This window comes from Cellulomonas iranensis NBRC 101100 = JCM 18110 (assembly GCF_001552375.1).
GTDB lineage: Bacteria > Actinomycetota > Actinomycetes > Actinomycetales > Cellulomonadaceae > Cellulomonas > Cellulomonas iranensis.
Genome location: NZ_BCRB01000097.1, coordinates 1 through 12,842, shown reverse-complemented (window position 1 = coordinate 12,842; position 12,842 = coordinate 1). Strand labels below are relative to the sequence as shown.

The window sequence follows — 12,842 nt, the reverse complement described above, 5'->3', positions numbered from 1 at the left end:
CGCGAGCGCCGGGTCCTGCGCGCCCGCCTCGGCGCCGGCGAGCAGCTCGCGCTCCCACTCGGCGAGCGGCTCGGCCGCGGCCTCGGCGCCCTGCGTCGCGGCCGCGCCGCCCGAGTGGCGCTTGAGCGTGCCGTCGGCGACCGCGTCGGCGATCACGCGGGTCAGCAGCTGCACGGCACGGATGGCGTCGTCGTTGCCCGGGATCGGGTAGTCGACGACGTCGGGGTCGCAGTTGGTGTCGAGGATCGCGACGACCGGGATCCCGAGCTTGCGCGCCTCGTCGACCGCGAGGTGCTCCTTGTTGGTGTCGACGATCCACACGGCCGAGGGGACCTTGGCCATGTCACGGATGCCGCCGAGCGTCTTCGTGAGCTTGTCCTTCTCGCGACGCAGGACGAGCAGCTCCTTCTTCGTCAGGCCGGAGGCCGCGACGTCGTCGAAGTCGATCTGCTCGAGCTCCTTGAGGCGCTGCAGGCGCTTGTGGACCGTCGAGAAGTTGGTGAGCATGCCGCCGAGCCAGCGCTGGTTGACGTAGGGCATGCCGACGCGCGCGGCCTGCTCGGCGACGGGCTCCTGCGCCTGCTTCTTGGTGCCGACGAACAGGATCGAGCCGCCGTGGGCGACCGTCTGCGAGACGAACTCGTAGGCCCGGTCGATGTAGGACAGCGACTGCTGGAGGTCGACGATGTAGATGCCGTTGCGCTCGGTGAAGATGAAGCGCTTCATCTTGGGGTTCCAGCGGCGGGTCTGGTGCCCGAAGTGGACACCGCTCTCGAGCAGCTGGCGCATGGTCACGACGGCCATGACACGTCCTTCCGGCGCACGCCCTGCGGCGCACGCGCTCGTGCGGACCCCCCGGGCCCGCGGTCTCGGTTGTCGGCGCGGCCGTCGGCCGTGCCCCTGGTGCCGCACGCCGCCCGCGCCGGGCGCGAGGGCCCGGACCGCTGCGGACGACGTCCCGTCCGCCGCGCCGGCACCCCTGCCGACGGCGGGCCGGGGCGGGGGGCGACGTGGACGACCGGGGTCGTGGCACGCGAAGTCGACCGGCAGGTGCCGGTCGCCCGAGAAGTCTAGCCCACGCGCCGGTCGGACCCGACCAGCGCGTCGGCTCCGCACCGGCACGCCGGGGGCGGACGCGATCGCCCCCACGCGAGTCAGCGCGCTGCGGCGAACCATCCCCAGCCCTCGCGACGCTGCGGCTGCCCACAGAACCGCGCGCGACGCCAGCGCCCGGCGCCGCGCCCCCGCGAACCTCACCGCATGCCAGCAGCCGCCCTGCCCGCCGCCCCCGCCCGCCGCCGCACCGCACGGGCGGTGACGGGTGCCGTCGTCGCCACGGTCGGCGCCTACGTCGCCCTGGCGCTCGCCACCGGTGCCGGCGGTGCGCCGCCGCCCCCCGCGCCACCTGCCGCGTACCGACCCCCGGTCGAGGCACCCGTGGTCGTGCGCGCGTTCGCGCCCCCGCCCCGTCCGTGGCTCCCCGGGCATCGCGGGGTCGACGTCGCGGCGGCGGCGGGCGCTCCGGTGCTCGCCCCGGCCGACGGGGTGGTGACCTTCGCGGGGCGGGTCGTCGACCGCGGCGTCGTCACGGTCCTGCACCCCGACGGGCGTCGTTCCAGCCTGGAACCCGTGTCGGCGACGGTCGCGGTGGGGCAGGCCGTGCTCGCCGGGGACGCCCTGGGCGTGGTCGCGGGCAGCCCGCACGGCACCGAGGGCGGGCCCGGCGTCCACTGGGGCGTGCGGGAGGGCGACGTGTACGTCGACCCGTGGGACCTGCTCCCGGGCCGCGGTCCGGTCGTGCTGCTCGAGGCGCCGGCCGGCTGACGGACGGCTCAGGCGCGCTCGGCGTCCAGCAGGCGCGTGCGCAGCCGCGTCATCGCGGCCGTGTGGATCTGCGAGATGCGCGACTCGGTGACACCGAGGACGCGGCCGATCTCGGCGAGCGTCATGCTCTCGTAGTAGTAGAGCACCACGACCAGGCGCTCGCGCTCGCCGAGGCACTCGATCGCGCGCGACAGCAGGTACTTCGTCTCCTGCGCCTCGACCGAGCCGGCCGGGTCCTCGGCCCGGCGGTCGCCGAGCGTGTCGGCCAGCGTGGCGGCACCGGGCCGGTCGTCGCTCCCGGCGAGCAGCTCGTCGAGCGCCGCGATGTTCACGGACGCGAGCTGGGAGTACACCGCGCGCAGCTCGGGCAGCGGAATCTCGAGCCGCTCCGCGCCCTCGACCTCGGTCGGCGCGCGGTGCAGGGTGGCCTCGAGCTCGCCGTAGGCGCGGTCGACGGCGCGCGCCTTGGTCCGCACGGAGCGCGGCACCCAGTCCATCGCCCGGAGCTCGTCGATGATCGCGCCGCGGATGCGCGAGGAGGCGTACGACTCGAACTTCACGGCACGGTCGGTGCGGTACTTCTCGATGGCGTCGATGAGCCCGAACATGCCGTACGACACGAGGTCGGCGTGCTCGACGGTGGACGGCAGCCGCATGCCGATGCGGCCGGCCACGGCGGTCACCAGCGGGACGAAGTGCAGGATGAGCCGCTCGCGCGCCTGCGGGCAGTGGGTGGTGGTGTACCGCTCCCACAGCACCTCGAGGTCCGCCGCGTCGGCCCGCTGCGGCACCGCCGCGAGCCCACGCGCGGGGGCCGAGGACCGCTGCTGGGGGACGATCCCCGCGGGGGCCGTCCCGGGGACGTAGGCGCGTGCGACCGTGGCGGTACCGGCGCCGGCGAGGGCGTCCTGCAGTGCCGTCATCGTCGGCTCCGTTCGTGAGGGGTGCGGTGCGAGCAGGGTGAGGGGTCCCTGCACGGGGTCGGGGGGCATCGTGGTCAGGCCCGCGGGTGGGCCAGCTGGAAGGCGGAGCGCAGCCGCTCGGCCGAGACGTGGGTGTACCGCTGCGTGGTCGACAGGCTGGCGTGGCCGAGGATCTCCTGGACGGTGCGCAGGTCGGAGCCCCCCTCGAGCAGGTGCGTCGCGGCCGTGTGCCGCAGCGCGTGCGGTGCGACGTCGTCGACGCCCACCGCGGCGGCGAGCTCGTGCACGACCGCGCGCAGCTGGCGCTGGTCGGCGCGGCCACCCCGTCGCCCCAGGAGGAGCGCCGGTCCGGAGCCCTCGCGGACCAGGCGGGGCCGCCCGGTCGTGAGCCAGGCGTCGACGGCCCGCGCGGCGGGACGACCGAACGGCACGACGCGCTCCTTGTCGCCCTTGCCGACCACGCGCAGCGTGAGCTGGCCGAGGTCGAGGTCGTCGACGTCGGCCCCGCAGAGCTCGCCGACGCGCGCGCCGGTCGCGTAGAGCAGCTCGAGAGCAGCCCAGTCCCGCAGGTGGACCGGGTCCGCGTCCGCGGCCCGTTCGCGCGCCGCGTCGAGCAGTCGCGTGACGGGCTCGACGGCCAGGACGGCGGGCAGCACGGACGCCGCACGAGCCGTGCCGAGACGGAGCGTCGGGTCGACCGGCACGCGGCCGGTGCGCGTGGCCCACGTGAAGAACGTGCGGGCCGCCGCCGAGCGTCGCGCCAGCGTGGCCCTGCTGAGCCCGTCCTGCACCATGGCCGCGAGCCACCCGCGCAGCAGCGCGAGGTCGACGTCGGCGAGCTGCGTCACGCCGTGCCGCGCCGCGTGGTCGAGGAGGTGGTCGAGGTCACCCAGGTACGCGCGCACCGTGTTCGCGGAGACGCCGCGCTGCGCGTGCAGGTGCAGGGCGAAGTCACTGCGCAGCAGAGCCCGCTGAGGGTCTCCCGCCGTGATCTTCGCCATGTGCATGACCCTAAGGTGGCGTGACCCGCGCCGTTCGACAAGGGGCGATTTCGACGCCAGGTCGAATGCGCGCACGAATTCGGGGCCAATGTCCGATCCGGCGTCGGGATTACTCCGTTCGCCGTTCTATTTCACCCCTTCCCCGACTCATGACCTGGGACGACGACCCACCCCGCGGCGAGACGGCGCGCCCGGCCGTCGAGCTCCAGGAGACCGAGAGCGGCACGCGCCTCGGCGACGGACACGCCGGACCGCGCGGCGATCACGTCCACGTCGCGCGGCGCACGGCGGGACAGGCCGTCGTGCACGCGCCGCGCGACGGGGTCGAGACCGTCCACCTCCCCCGCCGGCCCCTCGTCCTCGACCGCGGGGGCGAGGTGCCGCGTCGGGCCGGCGAGCTCGACCACCTCGTCCGCGTCGGTGACGCACACCGCCACGCCGTCGCGCAGGAGCCGGTGGCACCCCGCGGACGCGGCGGAGGTCACGGCCCCGGGCACGGCCCCGACCGGCCGCAGCAGCCGGGCGGCGTGGTGCGCGGTGCTCGCGGCGCCCGAGCGCCAGGCCGCCTCCACCACGACCGTCGCGCACGACAGCGCGGCGATGAGCCGGTTGCGCTGCAGGAACCTGCTGCGCGTCGGCGCGGCACCCGGCGGCACCTCGCTGACCACCGCACCGCCGGACACCACGATCTCCTCGAGCAGCCGGGCGTTGCCCACGGGGTAGGCGCGGTCGACGCCGCCGGCGAGGACCGCGACCGTCCCGCCACCCGCGAGGAGCGCGCCCCGGTGGGCAGCCGCGTCGATGCCGTAGGCGCCGCCGGACGCCACCCACCAGCCGCGGCGGACCAGGTCGGCGGCCAGGTCGACGGCCACGCGCTCGCCGTACGACGTGCTGGCCCGCGCACCCACCAGCGCGACGACCCGCGACGCGTCGTCCGCCGCGGCCGTCGCCCCGGCGCGCGCACCGCGTGCAGGAAGGGCGCCCCGGACCCACAAGGCGTGGGGCGAGGCCGCGCCGAGGTCGTCCAGGCCCGCCGGCCAGTCGCCGTCGTCGGGTGTGACGAGTCGCGCGCCGCACCGTCGCGCGGCGGCGAGGTCCCGCTCGGGGTCCACCGAGGCACGACGGGCGGACCACCGCTCGACCGCGCGCGCGACGCGGCGTCGCACGGGCGCCGCGAGCTCGCCGCCCGCCGCCTCGAGCGCGTCCCAGTCGGGGTGCCCGCGGCGGATCGACGTGTCGACCCAGTGCAGCGCGGGTGCCGCACCGCACGCCGCGACGAGCGCTCCGGCGACCTCGTCGCCGGGCTCCACGAGCGCGCTCCACACGGCGCGTGCCCGCCGCCCCGCGCCGCCGTCCGCCCGGGACGCCGCCGGCGTCGTCCCGCCCTCGCTCACGCCCCGTGCCCCCTGGTCCGCAGCAGCAGCGCCTGGGCGACGTCGGGCCGCCCGGGCGCGTCACGCCCCGCGAGGTCGGCGACGGTCCACGCGACGCGGAGCACCCGGTCGGCCCCGCGCAGGCTCAGCGTGCCCCGGTCGACGGCGCGGTCGAGGTCGGCGACGAGCCGACGGTCGGCGCCGAGCCGCGCCTGGAGCTCGCGCCCGGGCACGTCGCCGTTGCAGCGCCACGACGTGCCTGCCCAGCGCGCGCGCTGCGCGGCCCGCGCCGCGCGCACGCGCCGAGCGACGACGGCGGTCGCCTCACCGGGGGCGTCGAGCGACCGGGCGGCCGGCACCTCGAGCTGCAGGTCGACCCGGTCGAGGAGCGGGCCCGACAGCTTGCCGAAGTAGCGGCGCCGCTGCTCCGGGCGGCACGTGCAGGCCAGCCCCTTGCCGACGGCGTGCCCGCAGGGGCACGGGTTGGCCGCGAGGACCAGCTGGAACCTCGCCGGGTACCGCGCCGTGCCTGCGGAGCGGTGCAGCACGAGCTCGCCCTGCTCGAGCGGCTGCCGCAGCGTCTGCAGCACGGCGGACGTGAACTCGGGCGCCTCGTCGAGGAACAGCACGCCGCGGTGCGCGCGAGACGCGGCGCCCGGGCGCGGCATGCCCGACCCGCCCCCCACGATGCTCGCGGGCGTCGCGGTGTGGTGCGGGTCCTCGTAGGGCGGGCGACGCACGAGCCCCCGGCCGGGATCGAACGTCCCCGCGACCGAGTGCACCGCCGTGACCTCGACGGCGTCGTCCTCGTCCAGGTCGGGCAGGAGGCCCGGCAGCCGCGCCGCCAGCATGGTCTTGCCGGCACCGGGCGGGCCGACCATGAGCAGGTGGTGGTGCCCGGCCGCGGCGACCTCCAGGCCGAACCGGGCCTCCTGCTGGCCCAGCACGTCGACGAGGTCGGGCTCGTCCCGGTCCGCGAGCGCCGCCAGGACGTCGGGCACCGCCTCGACCTCCGGGACCTCGACGTCGGCCCCGTGGTGCGCGGCGACCTGCGCGAGGCTGTCCGCCGCGCGGACCCGGGCGCCCGGGACGAGCTCCGCCTCGGCCGCGTTGCCGCGCGGCACGACGACCCGCGGCCGGCCGGCGGCGACGGCCGCGGCGACGGCCGGGAGCACGCCCCGCACGGGCCGCAGCCGACCGTCGAGGCCGAGCTCGCCGAGGTGCACCCACCCCGCCACCGACGCGGCGTCGACGAGACCGGCGCCGGCGAGCGTGGTGATCGCGACGGCCAGGTCGAACGAGGACCCCGTCTTGGGCAGCGTCGCGGGTGACAGGTTGACGGTGATCCTGCGGTTCGGCCACGCGAGTCCGCTCGAGGTGACGGCCGCGCGGACGCGGTCGCGCGCCTCGGCGAGCGACGCGTCGGGCAGCCCGACGAGCGTGAACGCCGGCAGCGACGGCGCGAGGTGGGACTCGACGTCCACCACGTGCCCCGTGAGCCCGACGAGGGCGACGGCGCTGGTGCGACCGAGCACTCAGACCACCCCCACGAGGTGCTCGACCTGCGCCGCACCGCTGCGCGGCACGACGACGGCGATCACGTCGACGCGCACCGAGCGGGCGCGCACGTCGTGCTCGCGCAGCCAGCGCGCGGTGAGGCGTCGCACGCGCGCCAGCTTGCGGAACGTCACCGCCTCGGCGGGGTGCCCGTAGGCGGTGGAGCGTCGCGTCTTCACCTCGACCGCGACGACCTCGTCGCCGTCGAGCGCGACGAGGTCGAGCTCACCCTCCGTGCAGCGCCAGTTGCGCGCGAGCACCGTCCACCCGGCCTGCGTGACGAACCTCGCCGCCACGTCCTCGCCGTACCGCCCGACCGCGTCCTTCGCCCGCACGTCGACCACCTCCGGCGACGACACTGCGCCACGCGGCGGCGTGCCGAGGCTACGTCGACGACCGTCGGTGCGACGCCGTGCGGTGCCCGGGGCTGGGGATGGCTCGGCGTCCTCGCGGGCGCGTCAGCGGGGGAAGCCGCTCCCGGACCCGAGATCGAGCTCGGCCTTCGCCAGCTCCTCGACGTTGACGTCCTTGAACGTCACCACGCGCACGGACTTCACGAACCGCGCCGAGCGGTACACGTCCCAGACCCACGCGTCGACCAGCGTGAGCTCGAAGTACACCTCGCCCGCCGCGGACCGCACCTGCAGGTCCACGTGGTTCGCGAGGTAGAACCGCCGCTCCGTCTCGACGACGTACGCGAACAGACCGACCACGTCGCGGTACTCGCGGTACAGCGCGAGCTCCATGTCGGTCTCGTAGTTCTCCAGGTCCTCCGCGCTCACCGGACCATCATCCCCCATCGGACGGTCACGACGACGCGGCGGGGTCCCCGTCGGGCAGCAGGGGCTCGGCGTGCCACCCGGGCCCGCTCGCCTCCACCGGCCGCTCCTGCACGGCAGGCAGCCGCCACGAGCGTCGGTGCAGCGGCGTCGGACCGTGCTCGCGCAGCGCCGCGAGGTGCTCGGGCGCGGCGTACCCCTTGTTCTCGTCCCAGCGGTACGCGGGGTGGGCGGCGGCGTGCCGCACCATCAACGCGTCGCGCTCGCACTTGGCCAGGACGCTCGCCGCGGCCACGCTCGCGCACGAGCGGTCCGCCTTCACCCTCAGGTGCACCGCCGGCGGCTCGAACGCGCGCGGCTCGGCGAACAGGTCGTCCTGCGTGCCGAACAGGTCGGGCTCGGGCGGCGTCAGCCAGTCGTGCGAGCCGTCGAGCACCACGGCGTCGACCCGTTCGACGACGTCGAGCACCCGCAGCAGGGCCCGCGTGCCGGCGAGGCGCAGCGCCGCGACGATCCCGCGCTCGTCGATCTCGTCGGGCGACGCGTGGCCGACCGCGCGCGCGACGCCCCACCTGCCCAGCGCGGGCAGCAGCGCCTCGCGCGCGGCGGGCGTCAGCAGCTTCGAGTCCGCGACGCCGCGCGGCGCGGACCGCGTCGCCGCGTCGACCACGACCACGCCCACCGAGACGGGCCCGGCGAGCGACCCGCGCCCGACCTCGTCCATCCCCGCGACGTAGCGCAGCCCCGTGCGCAGCAGCGCCCGCTCGTGCCGCAGGTGCGGCGGCGTGCGCGGCGCCGCACGCCGCGGCGCCCGCACCGCACGCCCGACGTCGACCTGGGTCATCCGGCGTCGGGCACGTTCGCGAACACGTCGGACGGGTTGCTCAGGATCGTGAACCGGTCGAGCGGCCACACGGTGACGAACGCGACGCCGACGACGTTCTCCATCGGCACCGAGCCGCCCCCGGGCCGCCCCATGTTGCGACGCGAGTCCGCGGACTGCTGCCGGTTGTCGCCCATGAGCCACAGCGAGTCCGCGGGCACGACGACGTCGAACGCCATCTCGCTGGGCTGGGAACCCGGCGCGAGGTACGTCTCGTCGAGCGGCACGCCGTTCACCGTCACCGGCTGGCCGGGCCCGGCGCACGCCACGTGGTCGCCGGGCAGGCCGATCACGCGCTTCACGAGGTGCTCGCCGGCGTCCTGCGGGAGCAGCCCGACGAACGTCAGCGCCTCGTTGGTGGCCTCGGCGAGCGCGCTGCGCGGCTTCTGCACCTCGGGCGTGAGCCAGCCGCCCGGGTCCTTGAAGACCACGATGTCGCCGCGCCGCAGGTCGAACGGCCCGGGCGTGAGCTTGCTGACGAGGATCCGGTCGTTCTCGACGAGGGTGTCGTGCATCGACTGGGACGGGATGAAGAACGCCTGCACGAGGAACGTCTTCACCACGAGCGACAGCACGAGCGCACTGACCAGGATGATCGCGGTCTCGCGCAGCCAGGACCAGGCCGTGCTGCGCCGTCGGGGCTCGCGGTCGCGCCGGCGCCGCTGGGGCACGGTCTCCTCCTCTGCTCGCGGACCGCCCGCCGCCGCGGGCGACGCGGGTGCGCCCGCGCTCGTCGGCGCCCACGACGGACGGACGTCGTGCTGCTCGGGGGACGTGCGGGACGAGGACGGCGTCGGTCCCGTCCCCTCGGCGTGGGGCTGGCTCACCGACACACTCTGACACGGACCGGACATCCCGTGGGCGCGGACCCGGACCGCGAGACCGAACCTGGGCGGGACCTGGACGCGCCGTTCCGCGTCACGCCGCTCCGGGACGACGACGGGCGGCCACCCGTGGGGTGACCGCCCGTCGCGACGTGCCGGGAGCGCGGGGCTCAGGCCTTCTTGACCGGAGCCTGCTCGCGCTTCTCCTTGATCTTCGCCTTCTTGCCGCGAAGGGCGCGCAGGTAGTACAGCTTCGCGCGGCGGACGTCACCGCGCGTCACGACCTCGATCGAGTCGAGCGAGGGCGAGTGCACGGGGAACGTGCGCTCGACGCCGACGCCGAAGCTGATCTTGCGGATCGTGAACGTCTCGCGGACGCCGGCGCCCTGACGGGCGATGACGACACCCTGGAACGCCTGGACGCGGGAGCGGTTGCCCTCGACGACCTTCACGTTGACCTTGAGCGTGTCGCCGGGGCGGAACTCCGGGACGTCCTGGCGCAGCGATGCTGCGTCGATCGCGTCGAGCGTCTGCATGTCGTGTCGCTTCCCCGCCCTGCCGCAGGTCAGGAGCGTGATCGACGGGCGCACGCGCTGCCGGGGCAGGGCACGCGCCCGTGGTTCGGGTCTGGGTCGGTGGGACCGGGGGCCGTGGCCGTCCCGGGCCGCGCGTCGCTGTCACCCTCCCCTGCGGCAGAGAGGCGGCGGACGCACACCGAGGAGACAGTCTGCCACAACGCGACCGCGCGACCGAATCCGCGGCGGAGGGGCCCGCCGGGAACGGCGGCGTCAGTCGGACGGGTGCTGCTCCCAGCGTCCGTCCGTCACGACCCACCCGCACGCGGCGAGCACCTCGAGGTCGTGGCGGTCGAGCGTCGCGGGGTCGAGCGCGGTCAGCAGGTCCGGTCGGCGCCGCGCCGTGCGCTCGAGCGCCTGGTCGCGACGCCAGCGCTCGATGCGCGCGTGGTGGCCCGACAGCAGCACGTCGGGCACGTCGTGCTCGAGCCAGGACGCGGGCTTGGTGTAGACGGGGTACTCCAGCAGCCCGGCCGCACCGTGGGACTCCTCGACGAGCGACGCCGGGTTGCCGACCACGCCCGGCAGCAGCCGCGCCACGGCCTCGACCACGACGAGCGCCGCGACCTCGCCGCCGTTGAGCACGTAGTCGCCGAGCGACAGCTCGGTGACGCGCCCCCGGCCCGCGTAGTGCTCCACGACGCGCGCGTCGATGCCCTCGTAGCGGCCGCACGCGACCACGAGCTGCTGCTCGCCGGCGAGCTCCTCGGCCATCCGCTGCGTGAACGGCCGCCCGGCCGGCGACGGCACGAGGAGGTGCGCGTCGGGCGTCATGACGTCGTCGAGCGCCCGACCCCACACGTCGGGCCGCATGACCATGCCCGCGCCGCCGCCGAACGGCGTGTCGTCGACCGTGCGGTGCCGGTCGTCGGTCCAGTCGCGCAGGTCGTGCACGTGCAGGTCGAGCAGGCCGGACGTGCGCGCCTTGCCGACGAGCGACAGGTCGAGCGCGGCCAGGTACTCGGGGAAGATCGAGACGACGTCGACGCGCACGGCTCAGCCCTCGACCGCGTCGCCGCGGGTCTCGTCGCTCACGACGAGGTGCTCGGCGTCGGCGGCCAGGAGCCCGCCGGGCGGGTCGAGCACGACACGGCCGCCGGGCACGTCCACGACCGGGACGATGGCCTCGACGAACGGCACGAGCGTGCGCGCGCCGTCGGGCTCGCGGACGACGAGCAGGTCGTGCGCCGGCAGGTGCTCGAGGCCGACGACCTCGCCCAGCACGCGTCCGTCGGCGACGTGCTCGACGCGCAGGCCGACGAGCTCGTGCTGGTACCAGCCGTCCTCGTCGTCCTCGTCCTCGTCGGTGTCGACCAGGAGGTCGACGCCGCGCAGCGCCTCGACCGCGGTCCGGTCGGCGGCCTGCGCGAACGTCACGTACCACCGGCCCTGCGCGGTCCGCACGCGCACGACCTCGAGCGGCCCCGCCGACGCGGGCTCGGTGACGAACCGCGCGCCGACGACGAACCGCTCGTCGGGCGCGTCGGTGCGCACGTCGAGCGCGACCTCGCCGCGCAGCCCGTGCGCGCGGCCGATCCGTGCCACGGTCAGCAGCATCGTCACTCCCTCCCCCGACGCGTCGTCGGGGACGACGACGGCCCGGCCCCTCGTCGAGGGACCGGGCCGTCGGGTGTCCTGGTCAGCGCCGGTCGACGTCGACCACGTCGACGCGCACGGCACCGTCGGTCGACAGCGCGCCGACGACCGTGCGCAGCGCGCGGGCCGTGCGGCCCGAGCGGCCGATGACGCGCCCGAGGTCCTCGGGGTGCACGCGCACCTCGAGCATCTCGCCGCGTCGCAGCGACGACGAGCGCACGCGCACGTCGTCGGGGTGGTCGACGATGCCCCGCACCAGGTGCTCGAGCGCGTCGGCCAGCATCAGGCCTGCTCGTCCTCGGCGGGAGCCGCCTCGTCGGCGGTCTCGGTCGCGGCGGCGGCCTTCTTCTCGGACGCCGTGGCCTTGACCTTCTCGGCGTCGGCGGCGGCGGCCTCGACGGCGGCCTTCGGGTCGGCCTTGGCGGCCTTGGTGCGCAGCGTGCCCTCGGCACCCGGCAGGCCCTTGAACTTCTGCCAGTCGCCGGTGACCTTGAGCAGCGCGAGGACCTGCTCGGTGGGCTGGGCGCCGACGCCGAGCCAGTACTGCGCGCGCTCCGAGGTGATCTCGATGAGCGAGGGCTCCTCGGTGGGGTGGTACTTGCCGATCTCCTCGATCACGCGACCGTCGCGCTTGGTGCGCGAGTCGGCGACGACGATGCGGTAGTACGGCTGGCGGATCTTGCCGAGGCGCTTGAGGCGGATCTTCGTAGCCACGAGGTGGTGTTCTCCTGAATGTCTGCGGGGTGGCGTCACGGTGCCGCCCGTGGGGTGGGGCGCGCCGGTCAGGCCGGAGGACGCGGCACCGGGCAGGTAGAGGGGCTGCACGGGCCGAGTACAGCGGGCCATTCTGCCAGATGGCGCGCGCACGACCAATCCCGCGCGCGAGCGCCGCGTCGGACCCGGTCAGGTGGCGGCGCCCGACGGCGTCCCGGGGCCCGGGACGAGCGGCCGTGTGCGCGACAGCACGGTCGCCGCGTCCTGCCATACCTGCACCTCGACGTACCGCTCGGGACCGTGCCGGCCGTCGGCGTTCCACCGCTGCGGCGTCCCGATCCGCCCGAGCAGCTCGCGGATCCCGTCGAGCGTGTACACGCGCCCCCGGTACTCGCGGCCGTCACGGACGTGCGGGCTGAAGGTCGGGAACAGGTCGCCGTACGTGAACGACAGCACGCCCGGCTCGAACGCGTCGCTGCCGCACTCCACCGCGGCTGGTCGCGCGTACCAGCCCGCCAGCCACGCGCACGGCTCGACGACCATGTACTGCGGGAACGGTGCGCGCGGCGTCCCGCCCTGCGCGACGAAGGCCGCGCGCGCGAGACGCTCGAGCTCGCGCCGCCGGTCGACGTACGCCTCGGAGCGCTCGCCGAGCATCCCCGGCTCGCGCGCCGCGAGCTCGCGCGTCACGCGACGCGCATCGTCGGGCGGCAGCGCGCTGAGCGACCGGAACGGCCCCCGACGCGCGTCGAAGTAGTGCACGAGCCGCAACGGACCGACCGGCTCGGCGGGG

General features: G+C 75.8%; 16 protein-coding genes. 1 reads left to right on the top strand and 15 read right to left on the bottom strand.

The genetic code is table 11. The annotated features are described in order from the left end of the window. Nucleotides 1-804, bottom strand: an 804-nt coding sequence (gene rpsB / locus CS2_RS15835; protein WP_070320704.1) for a 30S ribosomal protein S2, incomplete at its 3' end; no start/stop codon positions are given. Nucleotides 805-1,260: 456 nt separating this feature from the next. On the opposite strand from rpsB, the gene CS2_RS15830 reads away from it, so the two are divergent. Then, nucleotides 1,261-1,824, top strand: coding sequence for a M23 family metallopeptidase (locus tag CS2_RS15830; protein ID WP_046528103.1), 564 nt, complete (start codon nt 1,261-1,263; stop codon nt 1,822-1,824). An 8-nt stretch (nt 1,825-1,832) separates the two neighbouring features. On the opposite strand, the gene CS2_RS15825 is transcribed toward CS2_RS15830, so the two are convergent. The 14 genes from CS2_RS15825 to CS2_RS19135 form a co-directional block, all read right to left on the bottom strand. After that, on the bottom strand, nt 1,833-2,747 hold the full coding sequence (locus tag CS2_RS15825) for a FliA/WhiG family RNA polymerase sigma factor (protein WP_082740291.1): 915 nt from the start codon (nt 2,745-2,747) through the stop codon (nt 1,833-1,835). A gap of 74 nt (nt 2,748-2,821) precedes the next feature. Next, nucleotides 2,822-3,748, bottom strand: coding sequence for a tyrosine recombinase XerC (locus CS2_RS15820; protein WP_046528102.1), 927 nt, complete (start codon nt 3,746-3,748; stop codon nt 2,822-2,824). A gap of 131 nt (nt 3,749-3,879) precedes the next feature. Then, nucleotides 3,880-5,142, bottom strand: a complete 1,263-nt coding sequence (gene dprA, locus CS2_RS15815) for a DNA-processing protein DprA (protein ID WP_070320703.1) — start codon at nt 5,140-5,142, stop codon at nt 3,880-3,882. Beyond that, nucleotides 5,139-6,656, bottom strand: a complete 1,518-nt coding sequence (locus CS2_RS15810) for a YifB family Mg chelatase-like AAA ATPase (protein ID WP_070320702.1) — start codon at nt 6,654-6,656, stop codon at nt 5,139-5,141. Before CS2_RS15810 ends, dprA begins: the two co-directional genes overlap by 4 nt. After that, nucleotides 6,657-7,013 (bottom strand): YraN family protein, encoded by a 357-nt coding sequence (locus CS2_RS15805; RefSeq protein WP_046530451.1) that lies wholly within the window; start codon nt 7,011-7,013, stop codon nt 6,657-6,659. It abuts the gene before it with no gap. Between the two features lie 123 nt (nt 7,014-7,136). Beyond that, nucleotides 7,137-7,460, bottom strand: coding sequence for a DUF2469 domain-containing protein (locus tag CS2_RS15800; protein ID WP_046528099.1), 324 nt, complete (start codon nt 7,458-7,460; stop codon nt 7,137-7,139). A gap of 25 nt (nt 7,461-7,485) precedes the next feature. Beyond that, on the bottom strand, nt 7,486-8,301 hold the full coding sequence (gene rnhB / locus CS2_RS15795) for a ribonuclease HII (protein WP_046528098.1): 816 nt from the start codon (nt 8,299-8,301) through the stop codon (nt 7,486-7,488). Then, nucleotides 8,298-9,167 (bottom strand): signal peptidase I, encoded by an 870-nt coding sequence (gene lepB / locus CS2_RS15790; RefSeq protein ID WP_070320705.1) that lies wholly within the window; start codon nt 9,165-9,167, stop codon nt 8,298-8,300. The genes rnhB and lepB overlap by 4 nt, the downstream gene beginning before the upstream one ends. A 167-nt stretch (nt 9,168-9,334) precedes the next feature. Further along, a complete protein-coding gene (rplS, locus tag CS2_RS15785) occupies nt 9,335-9,700 on the bottom strand; it encodes a 50S ribosomal protein L19 (RefSeq protein ID WP_070320701.1) in 366 nt (121 codons plus the stop codon). Nucleotides 9,701-9,952: 252 nt separating this feature from the next. Continuing rightward, on the bottom strand, nt 9,953-10,732 hold the full coding sequence (gene trmD, locus CS2_RS15780) for a tRNA (guanosine(37)-N1)-methyltransferase TrmD (protein ID WP_070320700.1): 780 nt from the start codon (nt 10,730-10,732) through the stop codon (nt 9,953-9,955). A gap of 3 nt (nt 10,733-10,735) precedes the next feature. Next, complete coding sequence (gene rimM / locus CS2_RS15775; protein ID WP_046530450.1) at nt 10,736-11,296, bottom strand: ribosome maturation factor RimM; 561 nt, start codon at nt 11,294-11,296, stop codon at nt 10,736-10,738. 82 nt (nt 11,297-11,378) lie between these two features. Then, nucleotides 11,379-11,618, bottom strand: a complete 240-nt coding sequence (locus tag CS2_RS15770; protein ID WP_046528093.1) for an RNA-binding protein — start codon at nt 11,616-11,618, stop codon at nt 11,379-11,381. Beyond that, entirely contained in the window at nt 11,618-12,049 is a 432-nt protein-coding gene (gene rpsP, locus CS2_RS15765; RefSeq protein ID WP_046528092.1) for a 30S ribosomal protein S16, read from the bottom strand. The genes CS2_RS15770 and rpsP overlap by 1 nt, the downstream gene beginning before the upstream one ends. 189 nt (nt 12,050-12,238) lie before the next feature. Then, a partial coding sequence (locus tag CS2_RS19135; protein WP_070320699.1) for a hypothetical protein occupies nt 12,239-12,842 on the bottom strand: 604 nt, incomplete at its 5' end.

Coding starts and splice junctions, on each gene's coding strand:
- CS2_RS15830 (WP_046528103.1), top strand. CDS start 1,261: ATGCCAGCAGCCGCCCTGCCCGCCGCCCCCGCCCGCCGCCGCACCGCA.
- CS2_RS15825 (WP_082740291.1), bottom strand. CDS start 2,747: ATGACGGCACTGCAGGACGCCCTCGCCGGCGCCGGTACCGCCACGGTC.
- CS2_RS15820 (WP_046528102.1), bottom strand. CDS start 3,748: ATGGCGAAGATCACGGCGGGAGACCCTCAGCGGGCTCTGCTGCGCAGT.
- rnhB (WP_046528098.1), bottom strand. CDS start 8,301: ATGACCCAGGTCGACGTCGGGCGTGCGGTGCGGGCGCCGCGGCGTGCG.
- rplS (WP_070320701.1), bottom strand. CDS start 9,700: ATGCAGACGCTCGACGCGATCGACGCAGCATCGCTGCGCCAGGACGTC.
- rimM (WP_046530450.1), bottom strand. CDS start 11,296: ATGCTGCTGACCGTGGCACGGATCGGCCGCGCGCACGGGCTGCGCGGC.
- CS2_RS15770 (WP_046528093.1), bottom strand. CDS start 11,618: ATGCTGGCCGACGCGCTCGAGCACCTGGTGCGGGGCATCGTCGACCAC.